Annotated in this window: 17 protein-coding genes and 1 pseudogene; 17 read left to right on the top strand and 1 reads right to left on the bottom strand. The window is 48.4% G+C overall.

From position 1 onward, the window contains the following. Positions 1-330 precede the first annotated feature (330 nt). The 12 genes and pseudogenes from secA to glnA all read left to right on the top strand — a co-directional run bounded on the left by secA (position 331) and on the right by glnA (position 17,215). A complete protein-coding gene (gene secA / locus PAV_RS07245) occupies positions 331-2,841 on the top strand; it encodes a preprotein translocase subunit SecA (protein WP_005544700.1) in 2,511 nt (836 codons plus the stop codon). A 210-nt stretch (positions 2,842-3,051) separates the two neighbouring features. After that, positions 3,052-4,168, top strand: a protein-coding gene (gene prfB, locus PAV_RS07240) for a peptide chain release factor 2 (RefSeq protein ID WP_157266727.1) whose coding sequence is annotated in 2 segments (ribosomal slippage) — positions 3,052-3,123 and positions 3,125-4,168 — 1,116 coding nt in all. Because the reading frame shifts where the segments join, the coding sequence is not laid out codon by codon here. A gap of 206 nt (positions 4,169-4,374) precedes the next feature. Further along, positions 4,375-5,292: a YitT family protein gene (locus tag PAV_RS07235; RefSeq protein ID WP_005544697.1), complete on the top strand. Its 918-nt coding sequence runs from the start codon at positions 4,375-4,377 to the stop codon at positions 5,290-5,292. A gap of 459 nt (positions 5,293-5,751) precedes the next feature. Continuing rightward, positions 5,752-6,811, top strand: a pseudogene (gene argC, locus PAV_RS07230) (N-acetyl-gamma-glutamyl-phosphate reductase). Positions 6,812-6,898: 87 nt separating this feature from the next. After that, positions 6,899-8,152, top strand: a complete 1,254-nt coding sequence (argJ, locus tag PAV_RS07225) for a bifunctional ornithine acetyltransferase/N-acetylglutamate synthase (protein ID WP_005544694.1) — start codon at positions 6,899-6,901, stop codon at positions 8,150-8,152. Between the two features lie 218 nt (positions 8,153-8,370). Further along, the gene (argB, locus tag PAV_RS07220; protein ID WP_005544693.1) at positions 8,371-9,213 is read left to right on the top strand and encodes an acetylglutamate kinase; all 843 of its coding nucleotides are present in this window, start codon (positions 8,371-8,373) and stop codon (positions 9,211-9,213) included. Positions 9,214-9,366: 153 nt separating this feature from the next. Continuing rightward, on the top strand, positions 9,367-10,572 hold the full coding sequence (locus tag PAV_RS07215; protein WP_005544692.1) for an acetylornithine transaminase: 1,206 nt from the start codon (positions 9,367-9,369) through the stop codon (positions 10,570-10,572). 64 nt (positions 10,573-10,636) lie between these two features. After that, positions 10,637-11,590 (top strand): ornithine carbamoyltransferase, encoded by a 954-nt coding sequence (argF, locus tag PAV_RS07210; RefSeq protein ID WP_005544690.1) that lies wholly within the window; start codon positions 10,637-10,639, stop codon positions 11,588-11,590. Between the two features lie 50 nt (positions 11,591-11,640). Next, entirely contained in the window at positions 11,641-12,912 is a 1,272-nt protein-coding gene (locus tag PAV_RS07205; RefSeq protein WP_005544688.1) for an argininosuccinate synthase, read from the top strand. 20 nt (positions 12,913-12,932) lie between these two features. Then, entirely contained in the window at positions 12,933-14,345 is a 1,413-nt protein-coding gene (gene argH / locus PAV_RS07200; protein WP_005544687.1) for an argininosuccinate lyase, read from the top strand. Between the two features lie 285 nt (positions 14,346-14,630). Next, positions 14,631-15,806: a KamA family radical SAM protein gene (locus PAV_RS07195; protein WP_005544685.1), complete on the top strand. Its 1,176-nt coding sequence runs from the start codon at positions 14,631-14,633 to the stop codon at positions 15,804-15,806. Then, positions 15,806-17,215, top strand: coding sequence for a type I glutamate--ammonia ligase (glnA, locus tag PAV_RS07190; protein WP_005544684.1), 1,410 nt, complete (start codon positions 15,806-15,808; stop codon positions 17,213-17,215). The genes PAV_RS07195 and glnA overlap by 1 nt, the downstream gene beginning before the upstream one ends. Positions 17,216-17,310: 95 nt before the next feature. Here the strand turns inward: glnA and PAV_RS07185 are convergent, their stop codons facing one another. Then, positions 17,311-18,744, bottom strand: a complete 1,434-nt coding sequence (locus PAV_RS07185; protein WP_005544682.1) for a VanW family protein — start codon at positions 18,742-18,744, stop codon at positions 17,311-17,313. A gap of 359 nt (positions 18,745-19,103) precedes the next feature. Here PAV_RS07185 and ftsE point away from each other — a divergent pair, with 359 nt between their 5' ends. The 5 genes from ftsE (at position 19,104) to PAV_RS07160 (ending at position 25,170) form a co-directional block, all read left to right on the top strand. Next, positions 19,104-19,790 carry a cell division ATP-binding protein FtsE gene (ftsE, locus tag PAV_RS07180; RefSeq protein WP_005544679.1) on the top strand — a complete coding sequence of 229 codons (687 nt, stop codon included), beginning with the start codon at positions 19,104-19,106 and terminating at the stop codon, positions 19,788-19,790. Further along, positions 19,780-20,691: a permease-like cell division protein FtsX gene (gene ftsX, locus PAV_RS07175; RefSeq protein WP_005544677.1), complete on the top strand. Its 912-nt coding sequence runs from the start codon at positions 19,780-19,782 to the stop codon at positions 20,689-20,691. Before ftsE ends, ftsX begins: the two co-directional genes overlap by 11 nt. 63 nt (positions 20,692-20,754) lie before the next feature. Then, positions 20,755-21,990: a murein hydrolase activator EnvC family protein gene (locus tag PAV_RS07170; RefSeq protein WP_005544675.1), complete on the top strand. Its 1,236-nt coding sequence runs from the start codon at positions 20,755-20,757 to the stop codon at positions 21,988-21,990. A gap of 82 nt (positions 21,991-22,072) precedes the next feature. Continuing rightward, entirely contained in the window at positions 22,073-23,509 is a 1,437-nt protein-coding gene (locus tag PAV_RS07165) for a S41 family peptidase (RefSeq protein ID WP_005544673.1), read from the top strand. Positions 23,510-23,787: 278 nt separating this feature from the next. Further along, positions 23,788-25,170 carry a PDZ domain-containing protein gene (locus PAV_RS07160; RefSeq protein WP_005544671.1) on the top strand — a complete coding sequence of 461 codons (1,383 nt, stop codon included), beginning with the start codon at positions 23,788-23,790 and terminating at the stop codon, positions 25,168-25,170. Positions 25,171-25,455: the final 285 nt, after the last annotated feature.

Below are 25,455 nucleotides of genomic sequence, written 5' to 3'. Positions count from 1 at the left end.
AACGGAATGGGCTCTTTTCACGTATATAATAGTATGGCATTACGGAAGGCTGGACTTGTATATCAATTGTTCAATACCTTCTATATATTATCTTGTAAATGTTTGTTTTGTTGCTGGAAGCAGGATTGCCCACGGTATGCCGCTACATTCGTGTGAAAATGTGATGAAAGATCGCCGAAAACATGCCCTGCGGCGGTTGCGGGACCCTGTTGAAACTGTTACAATTTATTGCAAAACGAGTCGATGTTACCGTTCTATATGCAGAAGCTTGAATGTGGTATAGAGAACGGCCATAAAATCACGATCGGATTTGCATGAAAGGGGTTAAGCATGCTAGGACTTGTAAAGAAAATATTCGGCGATGCCAACGAACGCGAAGTTAAGCGGCTCATGAAGACGGTTGAGGTTATTAACGGTCTGGAACCCGAATTCGAGAAATTATCCGATGAACAATTGAAATCGAAGACGGAGGAATTCCGTGAGCGTCTTGCAAAGGGCGACACATTGGATCAGCTCTTGCCAGAAGCCTTCGCTACTGTGCGTGAAGCTGCAAAGCGTACGCTGGGCATGCGCCATTATGATGTACAGATGCTTGGTGGTATGGTACTTCATGAAGGCAAAATTGCTGAGATGAAGACAGGTGAGGGAAAGACACTCGTCGGAACACTTCCTGTATATTTGAACGCGTTGGAAGGGAAAGGCGTACACGTCGTTACCGTTAACGATTACTTGGCATCCCGCGATAGCGAGATTATGGCCCAAGTATATAACTTCCTGGGGATGACGGTTGGTTTGAACCTTTCTGGCATGGATCACAATATGAAGCAGGAAGCATATGCGTGCGATATTACGTATGGTACGAACAACGAGTACGGTTTCGACTACCTGCGTGACAACATGGTGCTTTACAAAGAGCAGATGGTTCAGCGTCCACTGAACTTCGCGATTATTGACGAAGTGGACTCCATTCTTATTGACGAAGCACGTACGCCGCTTATCATTTCTGGACAAGCTGCTAAGTCTACAGAGCTTTACTTCGTTGCAGATCGGTTCGTTAGCCGCTTGAAAGGTGAAGAGGATTACACGATTGATGTGAAGACGCGTCAAGTTGCCCTTACCGAAGCAGGAGTGGCGAAGGCGGAGAAAGCACTCGGCGTGGAGAACCTGTTCGACGTGAAGAACGTAACGTTGAATCACCATATTCAACAAGCGTTGAAGGCTCATGCAATTATGCGCTTGGATGTTGATTATGTCGTAAATGACGGCGAAATCGTCATTGTCGACGAGTTCACAGGCCGTATGATGGCTGGACGTCGCTACAGCGACGGTTTGCACCAAGCGATCGAGGCGAAGGAAGGCCTTGAGGTGCAAAATGAGAGCATGACGCTCGCAACAATTACATTCCAGAACTACTTCCGTATGTATCGCAAGCTTGCCGGTATGACTGGTACAGCGAAGACAGAGGAAGAAGAATTTAAGAGCATTTACGGCTTGGAAGTTATCCAAGTGCCGACAAATAAGCCGAACCAGCGTAAGGATATGCCGGATGTCGTCTATAAGTCGGAAAATGCGAAATATAACGCGGTAGTCGAGGAAATCGTGAAGCGCCACAAAAATGGCCAGCCAGTCTTGGTTGGTACAGTGTCGATTGAGAACTCTGAGCGCTTGTCTGACATGCTTCGCCGCAAAGGTATAAAACATCAGGTATTGAATGCGAAGTACCATGCGGAGGAAGCGAATATCATTTCTAGCGCAGGTGAACCGAACCAAGTTACTATCGCTACGAACATGGCGGGTCGCGGTACGGACATTATCTTGGGCGAAGGCGTATCGGCATCAGGCGGGTTGCATATTATCGGTACAGAGCGTCATGAGAGCCGTCGTATCGACAACCAGCTTCGCGGACGTGCCGGACGTCAGGGCGATCCAGGCTCCTCGCAGTTCTATCTGTCCTTGGAGGACGAGCTGATGCGCCGTTTCGGTGCGGATAACGTACTGGGCATGATGGAACGTCTCGGATTTGAAGAGGATCAGCCAATTGAATCCAAGCTGATTACGCGTGCTGTGGAATCTGCACAGAAGCGGGTAGAAGGCAACAACTTCGACTTACGTAAAGTCGTCCTGCAATATGATGATGTCATGAACCAACAGCGCGGTATCATTTACAAGCAGCGCTATGAGGTGCTTGACTCCGAAAATATCCGCCAAATTGTGTTGGATATGATTAAGCCATGCATCGAGCGTGTCGTAGATGCACACTGTAACGAAGATGATATTCCAGAGAACTGGGATCTTGAAGAAATTGTAAACTACATGCATCGTCAGATGCTTGACGAGGGTACAATTACGAAGGATGACCTGTGGGGCAAGGAAAAGGAAGAAATTACGGAATTCCTGTTCGGCAAGGTTATGGAGAAATATACAGAACGCGAAGAGCGCATTGGGCCAGAACTTGTGCGTGAATTCGAGAAGGTTGTCGTGCTTCGTGCCGTGGACTCCAAGTGGATGGATCATATCGATGCAATGGATCATTTGCGTCAAGGGATTCACCTACGTGCTTACGGCGGTACGGATCCGCTGCGTGAATACCAATTCGAGGGCTACGAAATGTTCAACAGCATGGTAGCTTCGATTCAAGAAGAAGTATCTACGTACATCATGAAGGCACATGTAGAGCAAAACGTTGAGCGTCAAGCTGTCGTGGAAGAAAGCAAGATGTCCACGAATGCAGAGCCGGCGGAAAAGCGTCCTGTCGTGAAAGGCGAAGTTATTGGCCGTAACGATCAGTGCCCTTGTGGAAGCGGCAGGAAATATAAGCAATGTCACGGTAAGCAAGACTAATAAGGTTTAGAGATTTGTATGCCGATTGAGGTTATGAACGCTCTTATATCGGACATACAATACAGCAAAAGCATACATCATTGTGGATAGATGCCAATGCGAAATCTCCACATGATAGACCCGAACGGGCGGCCGTATAGCCGCCCGTTGTTCGGGAGAAGGAAGCGACACAGCTCCCTTCCTAACCAATTTTACCGAGGTGGTATTATGATGATCGACGCAAGTGTACGTCACAATATGCGTAGCATCGCAGCTAAACTTACAAACCTTAGGGGGTCTCTTTGACTTCGATCTGAAGCAAGAGATGATTGCCAACTTCGAGGAGAAGATGGCCGCACCGGACTTCTGGGATGACAATGACAAAGCGCAAGGACTTATCTCCGAGCTCAATGCAATCAAGAGCATTGTCGAGCAGTATGGGAAGCTGAAGCAGGATTATGAAGACAACGAGATGATGCTGGAGCTGGCAGAGGAAGAGGATGATGAATCGCTGGCTGAGGAACTGACAGCTAGTGTAGAGAAGCTACTGTCCAGTATCGAGAATTTCGAGCTTCAACTCCTGCTGAGCGAGCCTTATGATAAAATGAACGCCATTTTGGAGCTGCATCCAGGTGCAGGCGGAACCGAGTCTCAAGACTGGGGCCAAATGCTTCTGCGCATGTATACACGTTGGGCAGAGAAGCGCGGCTTCAAGGTCGAAGTACTGGATTATCTGCCAGGCGACGAAGCGGGCATTAAGAGCGTAACGCTGCTTATTAAAGGGTATAACGCTTACGGCTATCTGAAGGCGGAGAAGGGTGTACATCGTCTCGTTCGTATCTCGCCATTTGATTCCTCTGGCCGCAGACATACGTCATTCGTATCCTGCGACGTCGTGCCTGAGATTACAGACGACGCAGAAATTGAAATTCGTACAGAGGATCTGAAAGTCGATACGTACCGCGCGAGCGGTGCAGGTGGTCAGCACATCAATACGACGGATTCCGCTGTTCGGATTACCCATATACCAACAGGCATCGTCGTGACGTGTCAGACAGAGCGTTCGCAGATCAAGAACCGTGAGCGTGCCATGACCCATCTTCGTTCCAAATTGTATGAACGCAAGATTGAGGAACAACAGAAGCAGTTAGCAGAAATCCGTGGTGATCAGATGGACATCGCATGGGGCAGCCAAATTCGCTCCTATGTATTCCATCCGTACAGCATGGTCAAGGACCACCGGACGCAGGTGGAAACCGGAAATGTCGGCGCCGTGATGGACGGCGACTTGGATACGTTTATTGACGCGTACTTGAGAACCTTAATTCAACCATCATCTGAAGCATAATAAGTTGGTACCGACTGCACATACCTGCGCCGATCTTTGATCGGGGCAGGTTTTTGTTGTGCTTGAATGCTTTACCATGCTAGAGAATGAGCATAATAAGACAGATTCACAGAGCAGACGGCTGACAGCATGCAGTACCAATATACTGTTCATTCAACCGATTCGTTCTGGCACTATCATATTGGTAATACGAAGGAGAACACAGTATGCCTCATACATCGGATTCATCTACATCTGAACTGAAAAAGCCTCGGCGCAGCGCCGATGGCTTGCTGGTACCGTACAATCATCCCATGCGAGCAGTAATGGATTACGGCCTTCTTTTCCTCGGAGCCTTCATTATGGCGCTTACGTTCAATACATTAATGCTGCCAAATAAGATTGCTTCAGGAGGCATATCAGGCCTCTCTATCGTACTGGAGAATCAATTTGGGTGGAATCCGGCGATCACGCAGTATGCCTTCAACATCCCGCTCTTTATCTTAGGCGTGTGCTTGCTTGGCAAGCAGTTCGGCATACGGACTTTAATAGGCTCCGTTTCCTTGCCGACCTTTATCTATCTGACACAGCATGTAGGGCCGGCAACGGACAATCCACTGCTTGCTGCTATATTTGGCGGTATTGGCATCGGTCTTGGCTTAGGCATTGTTTTCCGCGGTCGTGGATCTACAGGGGGCAATGCCATAACGGCGCAACTGCTTAGTACGTTCGGGAAAATCAATATAGCGCTGGCGGTTGCCATTTGTGACGGTGTTATCATTTTGCTGGCGGGCTTCATGCTTTCCTTTGAAAGTGCCATGTACGCACTCATCGGATTGTTTGTAACAAGCAAAACAATTGATGTGGTGCAAGTAGGTTTAGGCTATACAAAGGTTGCATTCATCATTAGTGATGATTCGGATAAAATTGCAGATGCGATTCTCCATGATCTTGATCGAGGATTAACGAAGCTGCAAGGCGAAGGCGGTTATACTGGGGAAGGACGAACTGTACTGATGGTTGTTGTCGGACAGAGTGAGGTTTATAAACTGAAAGCGATCGTCCGCTCCGTAGATTCACAAGCGTTCGTCATTATTAGTGATACAAATGAAGTACTTGGAGAAGGCTTTAAGATCCAAGCGTAATTTATAAGTGGAATGCTATGCATGCCTCTGTTACAGAATGCATAGCTTGCATAAGTTGTACGATTTTATTCATAAAACGTGGTTTCCTCCTGCATATCATGCTGTAAGTGAATGCGGTCGAATCCGCGTTTTTTATTTGTTTGAAAAGAACCTCATACTTTTAATGACCATACGTAGTAGCCATAAACCCCTTTATACCAAGCGTTTTATCCCGTTGTAATCCCTCTCGCATAGATACATTCTATTTGCTCTTTTCATAAATATCATGAAATTTCATGGAAAATCGTTGTATTTATATAAATATAGTCGTATAATGATACATAATTATTCATGAGGAATCATTTTCCTAGACGTGTCATTGTTTTTGAAGCCAGTAGCAGCAGCCGTAAATCGTATATCGAACGTTGCGAAATCATGCTATTGCCTACGCAAGAGTAGCGAGGAATGGAGAGAATGAAAATGAATCAAGAGAAGCATGTACGAGCAGCCATTGTCGGCTCAACAGGCTATGGCGGTGTTGAACTTATCCGGTTGTTACTGAATCATCCGAATGTCACCATCACATCAGTCATTTCGGCTTCGAGTGCAGGGGCTCCAATCGCAGAGGGATATCCGCATTTGAATGAAGTGATGTGCGATACGCTGGACGGAGTCGATGTGGAGGAGATGCGAAGAAAGGCGGATGTTGTGTTTACCGCAACCCCGTTCGGGTGTGAGCGGACAGCTGGTGCCGAAGCTGCTGGAGGCAGGACTCGCCGTCATTGATTTATCTGGGGACTTCCGCATTAAGGATGGCGAGTTGTACAGCGCGTGGTATAAGCACTCTGCTCCTCCGGCTGAGCTGTTGGCTGAAGCAAAGTATGGATTGTGCGAGATGTACCAGAAACCGTATGTAGCGGGGTGCAAGTTCATTTCCAATCCGGGCTGTTATCCGACAGCAACCCTGCTCGGGCTCATTCCGGCATTGCAGGCAGGATGGATTCAGCCTAACACTCTCATTATTGACGCAAAATCTGGCATATCCGGAGCGGGTCGGGGCGTGAACTTAGGTGTCCATTACGCTGAGATTAATGAAAACTTCAAAGCTTATAAAGTCAACAAGCATCAGCATATTCCAGAGATTGAGCAGGTGCTTAGCGAGGTTGCGCAGAACCCGGTTACGGTGACGTTTACTACACACTTGACGCCGATGACTCGTGGCATTATGTGTACGATGTATGCATCGCTTGCAGGCACATTTATTGAAGAGGACTTTATATCTCTTTATCAAGAATATTATGCAGGTCGGAGGTTTGTGCGCATACGTCCACAAGGACAATGGCCGGCGACGAAAGAAGTGTTCGGCTCGAACTTTTGTGATATTGGATTTGCCGTAGATCAGAGAACGAATCGCGTAACGATTATTTCGGTCATTGACAACGTGGTCAAGGGAGCGGCAGGTCAAGCAATACAAAATTTAAATCATATGATGGGCTGGGAAGAGACGGCAGGGCTAATGCTCACGCCAGTGTACCCGTAATGTGAACATAGAAATGTGAGAAGCGGAGCAGAAGGATCAAATCTCCTTGATATAGATGTACGACTTTGAAAAAGAAGAAGGTAGATAATGATGCAAACGCAGGTAGTACATGCGAAAGAGACGCAATTATTCGATATCATTGACGGTTCAGTAACCACTCCGCTTGGATTTCGGGCCAGCGGGCTGCATTGCGGATTGAAGAAAACGGCGCGCAATGATTTAGGAGCAATCGTCTGCGACGTTCCAGCTATTGCTGCTGCGGTATATACGACAAATGTATTCCAAGCAGCACCGCTTGCCGTGACGAGGGCGAGTTTGGAGGAGGAAGGCAAGCTGCAGGCCATTATCGTGAACAGCGGCAACGCAAATGCTTGTACGGGCAAGCAAGGCGAGGCGGATGCATACCGGATGCGCAGCGCATTTGCAGAGCAGCTTGGCATTGCGCCGCATTACGTAGCAGTTGCTTCCACAGGCGTTATCGGTGAGGCGTTGAAAATGGAATGTGTGGAGCAAGGCATTATGAAGCTTCCTGAGCAGTTGACTCCTCTTGCCGAGGGCGCAGAACAGTTTTCGCAAGCGATCTTGACGACGGATCTCGTCAAGAAGGAAGCTTGTGCGGTTCTAACTGTTAATGGCAAGCAAGTCACGGTTGCGGGTTGTGCGAAGGGATCGGGAATGATTCATCCGAATATGGCAACAATGCTCGGCTTCGTAACGACGGATGCAGCGCTCGAACAAGATACGCTTGCGGGTCTTCTCAGGACGGTGACGAATAAGACATTCAATATGATTACGGTTGATGGAGATACAAGCACGAATGATATGCTTCTTGCAATGGCCAGTGGAATGGCAGGTAATGAACCGTTCACAGAACAGCATGAAGCGTGGCCGGCATTTGCTGCGGCATTTCAATATGTGTGTGAACAGCTGGCTAAGGCCATCGCGCGAGATGGTGAAGGGGCGACTAAGCTGATTGAGGTGCGGGTATCTGGTGCTTTGTCTGATGAATCTGCTAGTGCTATTGCCAAATCGATTGTCGGATCAAGTCTCGTGAAATCTGCTGTATATGGTTCAGATGCAAACTGGGGCCGAGTCATTGCAGCAGTTGGTTATGCAGGCCAGCCTGTAAACCCCGAGACAGTGGATATTCATATGGGATCAATTATGGTGCTGCAGCAGTCGACGCCGGTTGTATTTGACGAAGCGGCGGCGCTTGCGTATTTAAAGGGCGATACGGTGGTTTTCCAAGTGGATTTACATATGGGATCTGGGGAAGCCAAAGCATGGGGCTGCGATTTGACGTATGACTACGTGCGCATTAATGCAGCGTATCGGACATAGTACGCAAATAAGTATCGAGTATGAGATCGTTATAGCTTGCAGACGGCAGTTGGGTCAGCAGTACAGCACGGCTATAGAAGCGGTAAGAACCTCTCATTGCAGTGCAAAGGAAATGAAGAATAGGAGAGAAACAGCGGACGGAAGGTCGAACGCCAAAGTAAAGCATGACAAGGCGTCGTAAGACGTAACGATAGAGCGGGGAGGTTCAGCGGAGGGATATGGCAGCGACAGAAACTCAGGGTAATGTGCAGTCATCAGCCACAGCTGTGAAACTGTTCGTAATGAAATGCGGAGGAAGTACGCTGGCTGCATTGCCAGACTCGTTCTATGAACAGCTTCAGCAGTTGCAGGAAGAAGGCACCGTGCCTGTTATTGTACATGGTGGAGGGCCAGCGATTTCAGGCATGCTGGATAAGCTCGGCATTGAATCGGAATTTATAGGCGGTCTTCGCAAGACTGATGAAGCCGTGTTGGATGTCGTCGAAATGGTGCTTGCCGGACAGATCAACAAGCAAATTGTGCGTCGCTTGATGCAAGTGGGAGCCAATGCAATTGGCTTGTCAGGAACGGATGGCGGACTCATTCAATCGGAACCAGTATCCAACGTGGATCAGGTGGGTTATGTCGGGGATGTTACTCAAGTTCGAGCAGCCTTGCTCACTGGATTAATCGACATGAATTATATGCCTGTTATCGCGCCAATTGGACTTGATGGCACGGGTCAACGCTACAATATTAATGCGGATACGGCAGCAGGTGCTGTTGCAGCTCATCTCGGAGCCGAACAATTGATTGTCGTGACAGATGTGCCGGGCATTATGAGAAATACACCGGAAGGCAAGGTTGTGCTTCCAATCGTTACGACTGTAGACATTGAAGCGATGATAGCTAGCGGAGAAATATATGGAGGCATGATTCCGAAGGTGCAGGCCGCTATGAAGTGCTTGGAGGGTGGCGTGCAGGAGGTTGTTATTGCAGACGGGGCAGAATCTGATGTGCTGCGTCGCTTGATGGCAGGGGAGCCGATTGGAACTCGGATTGTTAGTGCAGCAGGAGTATAGGCATAGAACAATCTAACTATCATTCTGCAGAACATTCAATAGATTGAGATTGGGGCAAGCAGCACGAGAAACATAAATAATAATCGCAGAGATGTACTCAAGAGACTTACTACAATCGTATACAAATCGAATGAAGGGGTGGAGACAATGACGATGAATGTAGATGCCGGGAAGAGAACGAATGCTTTGTTCCCAACATATGCCCGCTATCCAATTGCACTGGTGAAGGGACAGGGCAGTCGGGTATGGGACGATGAAGGAACTTGCTACTTGGATTTCATGAGCGGCATAGCCGTAACGAACTTAGGACATGTGCCGGAGCGAGTTAAGGTGCGTGTACAAGAACAACTGGATACGTTATGGCACGCTTCGAACTTGTTCCATATCCCTCAGCAAGAACAGGCTGCAGAGCTTCTGACCGCTCACACTTGTGCGGATGCTGTGTTCTTTTGCAATAGTGGGGCGGAAGCGAATGAGGCCGCTATTAAACTGGCGCGCCGCTATCAGACTGTAGTCGCTAAGACAGGGCGGTCGGAAATTATAACATTCCATCAATCTTTCCATGGTCGTACGCTGGCGACGCTGACGGCTACTGGGCAAGACAAGGTGAAGGAGGGATTTGCTCCGCTTCCGGGAGGATTCCGGTATGTGCCGTTTAACGATATCGCAGCGTTGAAGGCCGCAATCAATGACAGTACGGCAGCAATTATGCTTGAAATCGTGCAGGCGGAAGGCGGCGTTTTCCCGATTAAGGCGGCATTTGCCCAAGAAGTGGCCGAACTGTGCAACGAGCATGGACTTTTACTTATCGTGGATGAGGTTCAAACGGGCATGGGGCGCACGGGAGCGCTGTTCGCCTATGAGCATTACGGCTTGCAGCCGGATATATTTACTGTAGCCAAAGGACTCGGCAGCGGTTTCCCTGTAGGAGCAATGCTGGCGCAGGAGCATGTAAGGGCAGCGTTCAGTGCAGGCACGCATGGTTCGACCTTCGGCGGTAATCCGCTTGCGATGTCTGCAGTTGTGGGTACGCTGGAAACGATGCTAGAGGAGAAGGTGGCGCAGCGGGCAGCGGAAAAGGGAACGTCCTTGCTCAACGCACTGCGTGTGAAGCTGAGTGATGTTCCGCTCGTGAAGGATATACGCGGACTCGGTCTTCTCGTTGGCATCGAATGCAGTGAGCCTGTAGCAGATTTGATTAAGGACGCCCAGCAAGCTGGACTGTTATTTCTTAGTGCAGGGCCTAATGTCATTCGCCTGCTGCCGAACTTATTGGTCACAGACGAGGAGATTGAAGAGGCAGTATCAATTATCCATGAGGTATTAGCGAAACGCTCAGAGGTTGTTGTACCTGTATAGATGGTAAGCAATCGTAAGCACAGATGAAGCGGGAAGACAGAGAAAATATACGGAGGTGGCCTTGATGGCAATAACAGCAACGACAATTGATTTGCGCGGTCGCGATTTTATCGCACTCGCTGACTATACGAAGGAAGAACTGCACTATTTGATCGATTTTGCAATCGAATTGAAGCGGAAGCAGAAGGCAGGCGAGGTGTATCACCCGCTGAAGGGGAAAACACTCGGCATGATTTTTGAAAAATCGTCTACACGCACGCGTGTATCGTTCGAAGTCGGCATGTATCAGTTGGGCGGTCAGGCTTTGTTTTTGAGCAAAAATGACCTGCAGATCGGACGTGGCGAGCCGATATGGGATACGGCTCAGGTGTTGTCCCGCTATGTAGACGGCATTATGATTCGTACCTTCGCTCATCGCACCGTCATTGATCTGGCTCGTGGCGCTACTGTACCTGTCATTAACGGACTGACGGATATGAATCATCCATGCCAAGTTCTTGCGGATTTCCAGACTGTCTATGAGAAAAAAGGGATGCTACAGGGCTTGAAGCTGGCGTACATCGGCGATGGCAACAATATGGCGCATTCCTTGCTCATGGGAGCAAGTAAGCTGGGCATGCATGTAGCTGTTGCATCGCCTAAAGGCTATATGCCGGATGCGGATATTATAAAGCAATGCCACGAGCAGGCGCAGCAATCAGGCTCTCACGTGCTCATCACGAATGATCCGAAGGAAGCAATCGCCAATGCAGATGTAGTCTATACAGATGTATGGGCAAGCATGGGATTCGAGATGGAGCAGTTGAAGCGTGAGCAAGCGTTCCGCGGTTTCCAGGTAAATGAGGAGCTTGCTCGGTATGCGAAGCCGGATTATATTTTCCTCCACTGCCTGCCGGCGCATCGCGGCGAAGAAGTAAGCGAAGGCGTTATCGATGGCAAGCACTCGGTTATTTTCGATCAAGCGGAGAATCGATTGCATGCACAGAAAGCGATTATGGCTTCAATTATGGGGGCGTAAATAACCGAATTGACTTCACTTTGAACTGCACATTGAACGGGGGAATTGTCGTGGCAAAGAACAAAATTGTGCTGGCCTATTCAGGCGGCTTAGATACATCCGTCATCCTAACATGGTTGAAAGAAACCTATGATGCAGAAATTATCACCTTCACAGCAGACATTGGACAGAAGGAAGAGCTGGATGGACTTGAGGAAAAAGCGATTGCAACAGGCGCATCCAAAGTCTATATTGACGATTTGCGCGCTGAGTTCGCGCAGGACTTCATTTTTCCGATGTTCCAGGCGGGAGCGCTGTATGAAGGGCAATATTTGCTTGGCACGAGCATCGCGCGTCCGCTCATTGCAAAGCGGATGATTGAGATTGCACGCCTTGAAGGCGCAACGGCAATAGCGCATGGTGCAACTGGCAAAGGGAATGACCAAGTGCGCTTCGAATTGACTGCGGCGGCTCTTGCTCCCGATATTCAAGTAATAGCGCCATGGCGTTCTGAGCAATTCCGTGCGCAATTCCCAGGTCGTGCAGAGATGATTGCTTATGCGGAGCAGCACGGTATTCCGGTGCAGGCTTCTGCAGCGAAGCCATACTCGATGGATCGCAACCTGCTCCATATCAGCTTCGAGAGTGGTATGCTCGAGGATCCGTGGTTCGATGCAACGGCAGATGCGAATAAAGGCATGTATGTGTTAACCGTATCTCCTGAGGAAGCGCCGAACGAATCAGAGCTTGTCGAGTTGAATTTTGAAAAAGGGAACTGTACTGCGATCAACGGTGAGTCCATGTCGCCATTACAGGTAATGGAAACGTTGAATGAGCTTGGCGGCAAGCATGGCGTTGGCCGTGTCGATATGGTAGAGAACCGCTTCGTCGGGATGAAGAGCCGCGGCGTCTATGAGACACCGGGCGGCACCATCTTATTTACAGCTCATCGCATTATGGAATCGTTGACGATGGATCGTGAAGTGATGCACATACGCGACTCGCTCATTCCGAAGTACAGTGCGGCAGTATACAACGGATTCTGGTTCGCTCCTGAGCGGCTTGCAATCCAAGCGCTTGTTGGCGAAAGCCAGAGGCATGTGACAGGAACAGTACGTTTGAAGCTATACAAGGGCAATGTTATGGGCGCGGGCGTACAAAGCCCGGTCAGCTTGTATAATCCAGATATTGCGACTATGGAGGCAGATCCGTCTCAAGCTTACGATCAGAACGATGCAACAGGCTTCATCCACTTGAATGCGCTGCGTCTGAAGGTCGCTGCCGGCGTACACGGCACGAAGGTTCACGGAGCCGGTGCTTCCTTGCAAGAAACGGGCGTGTAATACAGGAAGGGGAGAGCAGCGTGAGCAAACTATGGGGCGGTCGATTTACAAAGCAGACGGATCAACTCGTCGAACAATATACAGCTTCGATTACTTTTGACAAAGTGATGGCAGAAGAGGACATTCAAGGCAGTCTGGCTCACGTAGCGATGCTGGGAGCCTGCGGCATTTTGCCGCAGGAGGATGTGGATACAATCACAGATGGGCTTCATCAGGTGGCGGGTATGATCCGTCGCGGAGAATTGGATTACTCGATATCCGATGAAGACATTCATATGAATATTGAAAAAGCGTTGATTGAATTGATTGGCCCGGTTGGCGGCAAGCTTCACACTGGAAGAAGCCGTAACGACCAGGTCGCAACTGACATGCATTTGTATTTGCGTAAACGTGTCGTTACTTTTGTTGAATTGCTTGTGAAGTTGCAGGAAGCGCTAATTGCACAGGCGAAAGAGAACGTGGAAACGATTGTTCCCGGCTATACGCATTTGCAGCGCGCGCAGCCGATCCTGTTCGCCCATCATCTGATGGCGTATGTGTCGATGTTTGAGCGTGACATTGAACGACTGATGGACAGCTACAAGCGGATTAATATGCTGCCGCTTGGAGCAGGGGCGCTTGCAGGCACGACATTTGCTATCGATCGCCATTATACGGCGAAGCAGTTAGGCTTTAGCCGTGTATATGAGAACAGTCTCGATGCGGTAAGCGACCGTGACTTTATCGTGGAGTTTCTGTCGAACGCCTCGCTCATTATGATGCATTTATCACGCTTCTGCGAAGAACTGGTACTATGGTCGAGTACAGAATTCCAGTTTGTTGAGCTGGATGATGCCTTCTGTACTGGCTCCAGCATTATGCCGCAGAAGAAGAACCCGGATGTCGCAGAGCTTGTTCGTGGGAAGACAGGAAGGGTATACGGCCATCTCATGAGCATGCTGACAGTGCTCAAGGCACTGCCGCTGGCTTACAACAAGGATATGCAGGAAGACAAGGAAGGCATGTTCGATACAGTGGATACACTGAACGGCGCACTTCGCCTCTTCACTCCGATGGTTGCTTCGATGAAGGTGAACCGCGGACGGATGCGTATAGCGGTACGTCAGGATTTCTCCAATGCGACGGACATTGCGGATTTTCTTGTAGGCAAGGGCTTGCCGTTCCGGCAGGCGCATGAAGTGATTGGCAAGACGGTGCTGTATTGTATTGAGCAAAACAAATACTTGCTTGATTTAACACTGGAAGAGTTCAAACAATTTTCGGAGCTGTTCGATGATCGGATTTATGCTGTGCTTCAGCCAGAGCAAGTCGTCAATGCGCGCAATGTGTACGGAGGAACGGCAACAGTTCAGGTAGAGGCTGCGATTCAGCGAGCAGAGGAAGCAATCGCGCAGAAGGCAGTATGGATTGAGTCGAATGGAGCTATTATGTAAGTTTAGGAGACCGAGGCGGGCAGTATGAAACCTTGCTGGATTTTTGCATGCGTCAACTAGGCTTGATAGAGGGATTCATTAGCATAAAAAGAGGAGAGCAGTGCGCGTTAATAGCGTCCCGTGAGGCGCTGACGCGCTTGCTCTTTTTTGTGAAAAATCAGTGACATTCCTGCTCAGGTGGACAGACTAAGCCACTCAGTGTTTGCCTGAATATGTAAATATGTGTATAATAAAGAGAGGTGCACATGTGCACTTATATTCAAAATTTTATAAGGAGGAATGCCAATGCCTCAGCCGAAGTACGTCACCGATATCGACAAGGTTACCCAGTTACCCGAGACGGAAAGGAAACGGCTTAAGCAAATTACCGAGAAATTTGTATTCCGCGTGAATGATTATTATTTGAACCTCATTGATTGGAAAGACCCCAATGACCCGATTCGGAAGCTTGTCATCCCGAATACAGGGGAACTGAAAGAGTATGGACGATGGGACGCCTCGGATGAGGATACGAACTACGTGGTTCCTGGCTGCCAGCACAAGTATTCATCTACCGCCCTATTAATTGTATCAGAGGTATGCGGCGCTTATTGCCGATACTGCTTCCGCAAGCGACTTTTCCGTAACGATGTCCAAGAAGCGATGTCCGATGTAAATCCAGGACTCTCCTACATTGCCGAACACCCCGAGATTAATAATGTCCTGCTCACTGGCGGAGACAGCCTAATTTTAGCCACACCGAAGCTAAGAAAGATATTGCAGCGTCTGCGCGATATCCCGCACGTCAAGATCATCCGATTAGGTTCCAAGCTGCCCGTCTTCAATCCAATGCGCATTTATGAAGACGAATTGTTGCTGGAGACAATCCGGGAATTTTCCACACCTGACCACCGGATTTATGTAATGGCCCATATTAACCACCCTCGTGAAATTACAGAAGAAGCGAAGCGCGGATTTCAGGCGCTGCATGATGCTGGGGCAATTGTGGTCAACCAAACACCGGTACTTAGAGGCATCAATGACGATGCTGAAGTGCTGGGCGAACTGCTGGATAAGCTGTCATGGGCGGGGGTAACTCCTTATTATTTCTTTATTAATCGGCCGGTCGCTGGAAATAGTGAATTTGTCCTCTCGTTGAAGGAGGCGTACCAGCTCGTAGAAGAAGCGAAGGCGAAGACGTCGGGTCTTGGCAAGCGAGTTCGATTGTCCATGAGCCATACATCCGGCAAAATTGAAATATTGGCAATTGAGAATGGAAAGGCATTTCTGAAATATCATCAATCCCGAGAAGGAAATTACGGCAAATTCATGATGCTAGATTGTCCGGATGATGCCGCATGGTTCGATGACCTGCCCGGCAATGAGCAGTTTTGGACGCCTCCGCGCAAAAAATCCCAAGATATCGTTTCTGTAAATACACTTCCAGATGTGCCGCAACAGCGAACGAGGAGGGATGCGTAATGCAACGTTCTGTACCATCGTCGGATTGTACAGCTTCATCTGAACCCCTAGCTGGATCAAGCCCATGCGAAGATGTTCCCCCCATTCAATCTGGAGACGAAGTCGTTGAATGGATGCATCAGCATGCTGTAGAGTATTTGCGTTTGCAATTTACGGACTTGTTCGGCAAGGTAAAGCAGCTTGTCATCCATCGTGATGAAGCGGGAGCTGCCTTTAAAGGGAAGGTGATGTTTGACGGTTCTTCGGTCACAGGGTACGGCGGTGTAGATCAATCCGATCTCGCCTTGCATCCGGATCCAACTTCATTCCATGTGGATACTTGGCACGACTCCACATACGGTACTATAGCATCTTTCTTTTGTGATGTCCGCTTGCCGGATGGCAGCCGCGCGCAGGGGTGTACCCGGAGTATGCTGAAAGAAGTGCTGCAGGAAGCGAAGGAATTGGGTTATTCCTATTACATCGGGGTAGAGGGCGAATTTTTCCTCTATCCTCTAAGTGAACGGGGAATACCAATTGTCACGCCTCATGACGAAGGTGGATATTGTGATCTATTCCCTCAAGATCGCGGGGAGAATGTAAGATTTGAATTATTGCAGGAGATGAGGAAGCAAGGCTTCCAAATCGAGGCGTCTCATCATGAAGTGGCTCCAGGCCAGCACGAGATCAACTTTCGCTTCGGTGAAGCGCTTAGGGCCGCCGATCGGTGGCAAATGTTCAAGCTGCTGACGAAGCGAGTGGCAAATCAACATGGCCTTCATGCTACATTCATGCCGAAGCCGATGAGCGGTCAAAATGGCAACGCCCTTCATTGCAACCAATCTTTGCAGGATGATGCGAAGTGTAATGTGTTCTATGATCCGCAAGCACCATCCAAGATGAGTGACATTGCTCTCTATTTTATAGCCGGTTTGCTGCATCACGCAAAAGGAATGTCTGCCATTGCGAACCCGGTAGTTAATTCTTATAAACGTTTGATGCCAGGCTATGAAGCGCCGACTCATCTAACTTGGTCTGAAAACAATCGTTCGGCAATGATCCGAATTCCTGCGGCACGAGGCAAACAGACGCGAATTGAATATCGTACGCCTGATCCAACTGCTAATCCATATTTACTGTTTGCCGTCATGCTGAAGTCAGGCTTGGAGGGGGTGAAAAAGAGGGAAATGCCTCCTAAGGAGGCGAGTAGGGACATTCATGAAGCGGTAAATAGCACTCCGTATAAATGGGATGCCTACCCCCGGGATTTATTTGAGGCGTTAAGGCATATGGAAAAGGATACAATCATCCAGGATATTATGGGTGAGCAGGCATTGAATACGTATATTTCGGTGAAAGAGCAGGAATACAACGAATATGCATCTCAAGTTCATGGTTGGGAGCTTAATTCCTATCTGCGAGTATATTAATAAATTGCATACGAGATCGATATGAACGCAAAAGAGCCCTCATCACAAGTTGATGCAGGGCTCTTCCTCATGAGTTTAGCCTTCGCTTACTCTATTTAAGATTCATCGTTAAATATTGGCCCATTCACGCCATCCTCTAAGATTGGACTTTGATCCTTCCTCGTAGAAGACTGATCGGAGCCTCCTGTATTCACTGCTATAAGAGTAGGCTGCGGTCTGTACGTATCCACAAACATTTTCTTGCGTTCGACCTCTTTGCCGTTCACCAGCTTAATCCGGTACGATTCCACCGTATACCCTTGCTTTCCGCGCTGAATGGTCTCATGGCTGCCAATAGGCAGGTTTGGATTCTTAACATACTTAATCGTCGGTTCCAGCACCTTTAATGTTTTGGTTTCCATTCGATAAGAGACGCCTTTATCCATAGTTCCAAAAAATTTAATAATCAGCCGATCGTTCTCGGCAGCGGTTCGAATCATTAAGTGCTTGCCGGTCGTATTTTTGAAGCGGAAGTTAATATAACCCTGAGAAAAGGTAGCATCCAGTCCAATAGGCAAGTAAGAGACTGGCAGGGAATGATTGCGCCGTTCGACAATTTCTAGCCCGGTGCGAAGCACCGCATTATATAGTGTGCTAGATACTTGGCAGATGCCGCCGCCAATACCGGGTACAAGCTTGCCGTTAAAGATGACGGGAGCTTCCTTGAAGCCGTATTTCTTTTCCGTTTCGGCAATGACTTTATCGTAATCGAAAATTTCACCAGGCTTCAGCACCATATCATGGATCGTTTGTGCAGCCGCATTGACATTATGGGTGCGGCCGTCATCGGCTTGCACAAAGCTTGTAGAGAACTCGATAATTTTTCGTTCAATTCCTTCGGCTTGCAGTGATGCGACCGTAACTGGCGGATTTGTCTTTTTCATCGGGACTTCAAGCGCAATCGTCCGTCCATCATTCCACGTATGCGGGATGGACGCCCGAATCAACTGTTCCAGCTGAACCCGATCGATTCGATAGACTGCTTTCTCGGGAGTATATCGAATGCTGTCGTCTTTGGTGATTTCCCTTTTTGCATTCACGGGCTTGCCAAAGGTTTGCGCCTCCCAATCGGCTGTTAGGCGCTTTGCCCAAACCTCCTTATTCCAGCGGAATTGAAGCGTCCAGGACGTCGGGAAATTGTAGCGGGCTTGGATTCGTTCCCACAGTGAGCCTTCCTTCATTTTGTCGAGTGCGCGCAGTATAGGATCTGCATCATACGTTACACCGAGATCGGCAAGTGTCGTTTGGATGGGTTCAATATTAGTGCCTTTGAAGGAGAGTTCGAACGACGTCTGCTCTAATTCCTTCATTTTATCTTTTAATTGCTCGCGGAAGGTGTCCATGGATTGGGAACCGATATTCCATGTAGACAAGTGTACGTTGGGAGGGATCGTAGACTGTGAAGCATAGCTGTGAGCCCACCCCCAGAGCGCAGTACCTACCAATAAGAGCGAGGCAAGGATAATAAATAGTGCATGGATTTTTTTCACTGCAACAGCCTCCTGCTTATGAAAAAATAAAGAAAAAATCGTCCGTATTCCAAATATGCTTCCAATCCATATAGGCGGAATCGTTCATTTTCATACTATATGCGACTTGCACGCTAAACTTTACTAATGCACTAGGAAACGGAAATGAGAGTTCTTACTATTCCAAAAATACAAAGGGGGACAATTGCGCAGTAATGAGGAAATTTAGAAAGACGCAAATCCGACGGCGATAGCCGCTATATGTAGCTGATTGTGGAGCAATGCGTAAAAAGATGTTGAAATTTCCTTTCTTTTAAAGGAATTGGGGCACTTATGTCGAATGTATATTAGCTGATCTTTTAAACTTAGGGTGTGATCATTTGATAGAAATGCAAGATGTATGGAAAACGTACCAAGACGGCTCTCACGCATTGCGCGGCATATCCGTCCAAATTGATAAGGATGAATTCGTCTACTTGGTCGGACCGTCGGGAGCAGGGAAATCGACGTTCATGAAATTGATCTATAGAGAAGAAGTGCCCACAAAAGGGCAAATTTTCGTAAGTGGATTCAATATCGGCAAGTTGAAGCAGCGCAAAATTCCTTATGTGCGGCGCAATATCGGCGTCGTGTTCCAGGACTTCAGACTTCTGCCGAAGCTGACAGCCTATGAGAATGTTGCTTTTGCCATGGAGGTTATCGAAGCGCCGAAGAAGGTCATTAAGCGCCGTGTACCTGAGGTGCTGGAGCTGGTTGGCTTGAAGCATAAGATGAACAGTCTGCCGGCGCAGTTGTCCGGAGGGGAACAGCAGCGCGTTGCCATAGCTAGAGCTATCGTAAACAATCCTTCCGTGATTGTGGCGGACGAGCCCACGGGGAACCTCGATCCAGAGACATCATGGGGCATTATGAAGCTGCTTGAGGAAATTAATTTCCGCGGCACAACAATCGTCATGGCAACTCACAATAAAGATATCGTCAACTCGATGCGCAAGCGGGTTATTGCAATCGAACAAGGCTTAATTGTACGTGACGAGGCGCGGGGGGAATACGGCTATGATTTTTAATTCACTTACCCGCCATGTCAGAGAAGGAAGCAAGAGCATATTACGCAACGGCTGGATGTCGTTCGCATCGGTTAGCTCCATTGTTATCTCGTTGTTTATTTTAGGTGTGTTCATGCTGTTGTCGCTGAATGTGAATGAAATGACGAAGCAGATTGACAACAAAGTGCAAATCCGAGTTTTCCTTAAGCTTGATGTGACAAAGGAACAGAAGGAGTTGCTCGCTACAGATATCGGCAATATGTCGGAGGTAAGCAAGGTCATCTCGGTTTCCAAGGAAGAAGGCATGAAGATGCTGCAGGAAAACTTGGGCGAGGATGGCAAGGAACTGCTCAACGGCTATACGAAAGAGACGAATCCATTGCCGGATTCCTTCACGGTAGAGGTATATGATCCGGCAACAATTAGCATGGTTGCTAAGAAGATTAATGCCATTAATGATACGAATAGTGCGAAGCCGCTGTGGAAGGTCAATTACGGGAAGGGTACCGTCGACACACTGTTAAAGGTCACGGCAACTGTTCGCAACTTTGGGTTGATCATTGTAGCGGGTTTGGCTGTAACCGCCATGTTTCTTATCTCAAATACGATTAAAGTTACGATTATGGCGCGCCAACGCGAGCTCAGCATTATGAAACTTGTAGGGGCAACCAATTCCTTCATCCGAGGGCCGTTCTTCGTAGAAGGGGCTCTTATAGGGCTGTTAGGCTCATTACTTACAGTTGGAATTCTATTTTACGGATATCAGCAGCTCGTGACGAATTTTGAGCTGGGCTTGCAAATGGTTAAGCTTGTCCCACTTCAGGATGCATGGCTGCTTGTCGGCAGCTCGCTAGTAGCATTGGGCATTTTGATCGGCATGTGGGGAAGTACAATCTCCATTCGTAAATTTTTGAAAGTATAGCGTTATCGTGTAGTGACTGTTTGAGCGCTAGTCCCAATCGGGGAGAATAGGAGGAACATCGGATTGAAACGGGGAACAGATTTTAAAAAGTGGTTCATGTTATTCGCTAGCTTTGCGATTCTCTTCTCAATGGTGCCGCCAACAACGGGACAAGCATCGGAGTTGGATAAGGTCAATCAGCAATTGAAGCAGCTTCAGAACGAGATGCGCCAGGCAGAAAACAAGCAGCAGGAAGCAAAGACTATGAAGGCTGAAGCAACAAAGCTGCTTGGGAAGACGAAGAAGGATATGGACTACCTGCTGTCTGAGATTGATAAAAAAGCAAGTGAGATGGCGAATGTCGCTCATCAAATTGATACTACCGAGCTGAATCTTGCTCAAGCGGCAGATGAGCTGCAAAAAGTGAATAAGCGCATTGAGGATCGTGAAAATTTATTGGATACACGTGTTCGATTAATGTATACGAACGGAGTTGTGTCTTACATAGATGTGTTGTTTAGCGCCACTAGCTTCTCTGACTTCCTTGATCGGTTTGATTCTCTGCAGTCGATTGCGGAGAACGATAAGGAAATCTTGGCGGAGCATAAGCGTGACAAGCAACTGGTTGTGCAGAAAAAGCAAGAAATCGAGACCAACTTGAAGCAAGTAAAGCTGTTGTATGCAAAGCTTGATAATGCGAAGAAAGACTTAATGCTGAAGGAAAAAGAAAAGGAAGTCATGATCGCAAGCTATAACAAGCAGATTGACGAATCGGATGAAGCGAGCGAGGAACAACGCGCGCTGCTTATTGAATTTGCCTCAAAGCGTGCTGATCTTCTTCGGAAGAAGAATGAGCTGATGAAGCCGAAGGAATCGCCTAGACCGAAGCCAAGAAGCAATCCGAGTGCTGCATATTCCGGCGGGCAATTAGCAGTTCCGCTTCATGCCGATTATTATATCTCTTCTGAGTTCGGCTCGCGGAAAGATCCGATCACTGGACGGCAAGGCGCGTTCCATAGTGGGCTGGATATGGCTACGCCTGGAGGAACGGATATTTATGCTGCTGAATCAGGGACGGTTACATTGGCTGAATGGTGGTCAGGATATGGTAATTGTGTCATCATTGATCACGGTAATGGTTTATGGACGTTATACGGTCATATCCGCAATGGGGGCATTAAAGTGAAGAAGGGCGACCAAGTTTCTCGCGGCGACAAGATTGCGGAGGTAGGCGCCACGGGACGCGCGACAGGTAACCACCTGCATTTCGAAGTTCTCGTGAATAAGGAACAGGTTGATCCACGGCCTTACTTGAAATAAAAATGGCAGCTTCGGCATATACTAAAACGAATGTTGTCTGAGCAAGCATACGGAACATAGGGAATACAAAGGCGGTGATTCGATGTCATTCAAAGGGCGGACCGTCGCTCTGTTAGTGGGAGCGGCAATGCTGACAGGCAGTGCCTTAACGTTTACAGTAATGGATTTGCCGATATTTGCGAGTGGTGGACAAGCTGCATCGACAGGCAATGGCTTATCAGCAAGCGAGATGCAGAAGCTGAGCTCGGCGTTAGGCATTATCGAGAATAAATATGTTACCGCCATTGATCGCAACAAGATTGTGAACGGTGCTGTTCACGGCATGATCGCTGCGCTTAACGATCCATATTCCTCCTTTATGGAGAAAGAGGAAGCTGAGCAATTCAATCACAGCATTGAAGGAGCTTTTACTGGTATTGGTGCGGAAGTAACGATGGAGAACGGCGAAGTAACGGTTGTATCTCCTATCAAGGGATCCCCAGCTGAAAAGGCTGGCGTAAAGCCGAAGGATGTGCTTATTTCCGTAAATGGAGAAAGTCTGGAAGGCAAGAGCTTGAATGAAGCCGTAGCGAAAATTCGCGGTCCAAAAGGGACAAAAGCTAAAATCCTCATTAAACGTGCTGGGCAAGCGGCTCCACTTGAGCTCGTTGTCGTTCGGGGTGAGGTCGATATGGAGACCGTATATCCAAAAATGCTTGATGGAAGCATCGGATATATCGAAATTCGCCAATTTTCACTTAACACATTCGAACGCTTCAAGGAAGAACTGGAGAAGCTGGAGAAGCAAGGAATGAAGGGGCTTGTAATCGATGTCCGTAATAATCCGGGCGGCGTGCTCGATATTGTCCAGAAGATGACGGAGCTGTTCGTTCCGGAAGGCAAATCGATTGTGCAAGTGGAGGATCGGAACAAAGAACGCAGCAGCTATGTATCCAAGGGAACAGCGAAACTGAAGCCTTATCCGGTTGCAATGCTGACGAATAAGGGCAGTGCTAGCGCCTCTGAAATTATGGCTAGTGCGCTGAAGGAATCGGCTGGAGCGAAGCTTATCGGTGAGCATACGTTCGGCAAGGGAACCGTACAGACAAGTTATAATTCTGGGGATGGCGGCTTGATCAAGATTACGATTGCGAAATGGCTGACGCCGCAGGGCAATTGGATCCATCAGAAGGGCATTGAACCGGATGTTGCTGTGCAGCAGCCTGATTTCTATTATGTCGCTCCTGTAGCCAAGGATCTAACACTTGCTTTCGATATGAACAATGAGCATGTGAAGAACATTCAGATTATGCTTGACGGGCTTGGTTATAAGCCTGGACGTAAGGATGGCTATTTCTCCAAAGAGACCGAAGCAGCCGTTAAGGCGTTCCAGCAAGCATATAAGTTGAACGTTACAGGCAAGGTAGATGTAAAGACTGGCGAGCAGTTAGAGCAGGCTATTATTAAGGCGATGCGGGATCCGCAAAATGATGCACAGCTGCATAAGGCGGTTGATGTGCTTAAGAAGGAAATCCGCTAAACGCTGTCGAATATAAAGAAGGTCGCAAGCCTCGGCTTCGGCCTTCTTTTCTTTTGATTGTAAGGTTTAATTTTCGGGTAAATGGATACGTGAACGCATGATGTGCGAGTGTTTATGTTGTAACAAAGGGTGTAAAGAAAGTGGGAATATAGTTTGAATGCAAGATGGTTGGTGAGCTTGAAGGCAAGAAAGGCTGCGTATAGGCAGCAAATAGGTAGCATGTTTGTGAACACAGTTGGAATGCACTGTCTAATTGGTGATGGAGAGGGGCGAATCAAGTGAACCTGCTTATCGATATCGGTGTTCGAGTGGGAGAGGCTCTATTGCAGTGGCTGCTGTCACCATTTTATTGGCTGTCCATTCTTCTTATTGCCTTGCATTATCGCAGGCAGGTCATCCTGGAGCGAAGGTTATTTGCCGTGAAGATGCATAGTTGGATAACCCACACCTGGCATGCTTGGCTTGGTGGCTTGATTGCAGGGATCCTCGTTTCATTCGCTTCGATTGGCCTCGGTGTGACTCTATCGCGTGAAGTCATCATACTGCTATGGATGATTGCGCTCGTGCTGCTGCTTGTACGTGTTCGTTTCCTATGTCTTGCGTATGCAGCGAGCATGCTTGCGCTTATTCAATTTGGATTGAACATCTGGGGGACTGCATGGAATCCGGAAGGCTGGCATGGAGATGCAGTTGCTTCTGTTCGCGGGATGGACGCGGCAGGTCTGCTGGTGCTTGTTGCTTTGCTGCATGCCGCTGAAGCTGTGCTTATCCGCAAACAGGCAGCGCAAATGGCTGGCCCGATGTTTATAGAGAGCAAACGCGGACGCGTAGTAGGCGCTTATCGCATGCAGAGCATGTGGCCAGTGCCGCTGCTCCTGCTCTTTCCAGCCTCGAGCGATGGAGCAGCCTTGCCTTGGACGCCGCTGTTTGGCGGAGATCTGTGGCAGCAGGGCTGGATGTTAGTTGCATTTCCTGTCGTCGTCGGCTTCTCAGAGCTGACGTTCACGAAGCTTCCGCAGCAGAAGGCTGCGCTAAGCAGCACGCGATTGTTCGCATATGCAGCGCTGCTGCTGGCCGTATCTCTAGCTGCTGCTTGGTGGCCGCCGCTTGTCCCTGTAGCTGCAATTGCTGCGCTGGGGATGCATGAGGGCCTGATATGGCTGAGTCGCAGGGAAGAGGCAGAACATAGTCCGGTGTTCACGCAAGATGCGGGTGGACTTCGCATTTTGGCGGTACTTCCTAAAAGTCCTGCAGCAGAGCTTGGTATCGTGCAGGGGGAAGTCATTGTAAAGGTAAATGGCATTAAGGTGAGGACAAAAGAGGAGTTGCACCAGGCGCTGCGAATGAACGCAGCATTTTGCAAGCTTGAAGTCAACAACTTAGCAGGTGAGGTTCGGTTCCTGCAGAGAGCCATTTACGCAGGCGATCATCATCAACTGGGTGTATTGCTGGCTCCGGATGATCATGTCGAATATGTAGCAGTGACACGGGCGCTATCCTTATTTTCCTTTTTGCGTGTGCCGTGGACTCGTTCCAAGCGCGGGGCGAAGTGCAAGCAGCAAGAGAATGTAGATAGCGGTAGTCAGTCTGCGGACAAGGCAGAAGGCGCTGTGGATGCTGGGAAAGCATCGATCTCTGCAGATGTGGATAATCGGGCATAGCGAGAGTTTCTTTCATTCATCTTATTTTTTGTAGTAGGATGTTTATTGGATAAAATACCGAGCTTGATATATGTTGGTACAATAATATCGACCATAGGTGTCGAATCGATAATAAAAAGAGATTGACCAAATGCTGTTTACAGCTGCACTGGTCAATCCCTTTGTTTTTTATGAGTCGAATTTAGAACTCTTGTGGATTGTGGATAAAATCAAGTGAAAACGATGATATTGTCGACAAGTTGTTAACATTCTGTAGATAAATCCGTGAATAAAGTGGATAAGTCC

The sequence above is a fragment of the Paenibacillus alvei DSM 29 genome (assembly GCF_000293805.1).
In the GTDB taxonomy this organism is placed as follows: Bacteria; Bacillota; Bacilli; order Paenibacillales; family Paenibacillaceae; genus Paenibacillus_B; species Paenibacillus_B alvei.
Note: the sequence above shows the minus strand (reverse complement) of the source record. Positions and strands in the feature narration are given on the sequence as shown.

What these genes read in the sequence shown, in the direction of transcription:
- secA (WP_005544700.1), top strand. Translation starts at nt 331, where the DNA reads ATGCTAGGACTTGTAAAGAAAATATTCGGCGATGCCAACGAACGCGAA.
- glnA (WP_005544684.1), top strand. Translation starts at nt 15,806, where the DNA reads ATGCAACGTTCTGTACCATCGTCGGATTGTACAGCTTCATCTGAACCC.
- PAV_RS07235 (WP_005544697.1), top strand. Translation starts at nt 4,375, where the DNA reads ATGCCTCATACATCGGATTCATCTACATCTGAACTGAAAAAGCCTCGG.
- ftsX (WP_005544677.1), top strand. Translation starts at nt 19,780, where the DNA reads ATGATTTTTAATTCACTTACCCGCCATGTCAGAGAAGGAAGCAAGAGC.
- PAV_RS07215 (WP_005544692.1), top strand. Translation starts at nt 9,367, where the DNA reads ATGAATGTAGATGCCGGGAAGAGAACGAATGCTTTGTTCCCAACATAT.
- argF (WP_005544690.1), top strand. Translation starts at nt 10,637, where the DNA reads ATGGCAATAACAGCAACGACAATTGATTTGCGCGGTCGCGATTTTATC.
- PAV_RS07195 (WP_005544685.1), top strand. Translation starts at nt 14,631, where the DNA reads ATGCCTCAGCCGAAGTACGTCACCGATATCGACAAGGTTACCCAGTTA.
- PAV_RS07165 (WP_005544673.1), top strand. Translation starts at nt 22,073, where the DNA reads ATGTCATTCAAAGGGCGGACCGTCGCTCTGTTAGTGGGAGCGGCAATG.
- argB (WP_005544693.1), top strand. Translation starts at nt 8,371, where the DNA reads ATGGCAGCGACAGAAACTCAGGGTAATGTGCAGTCATCAGCCACAGCT.
- argJ (WP_005544694.1), top strand. Translation starts at nt 6,899, where the DNA reads ATGATGCAAACGCAGGTAGTACATGCGAAAGAGACGCAATTATTCGAT.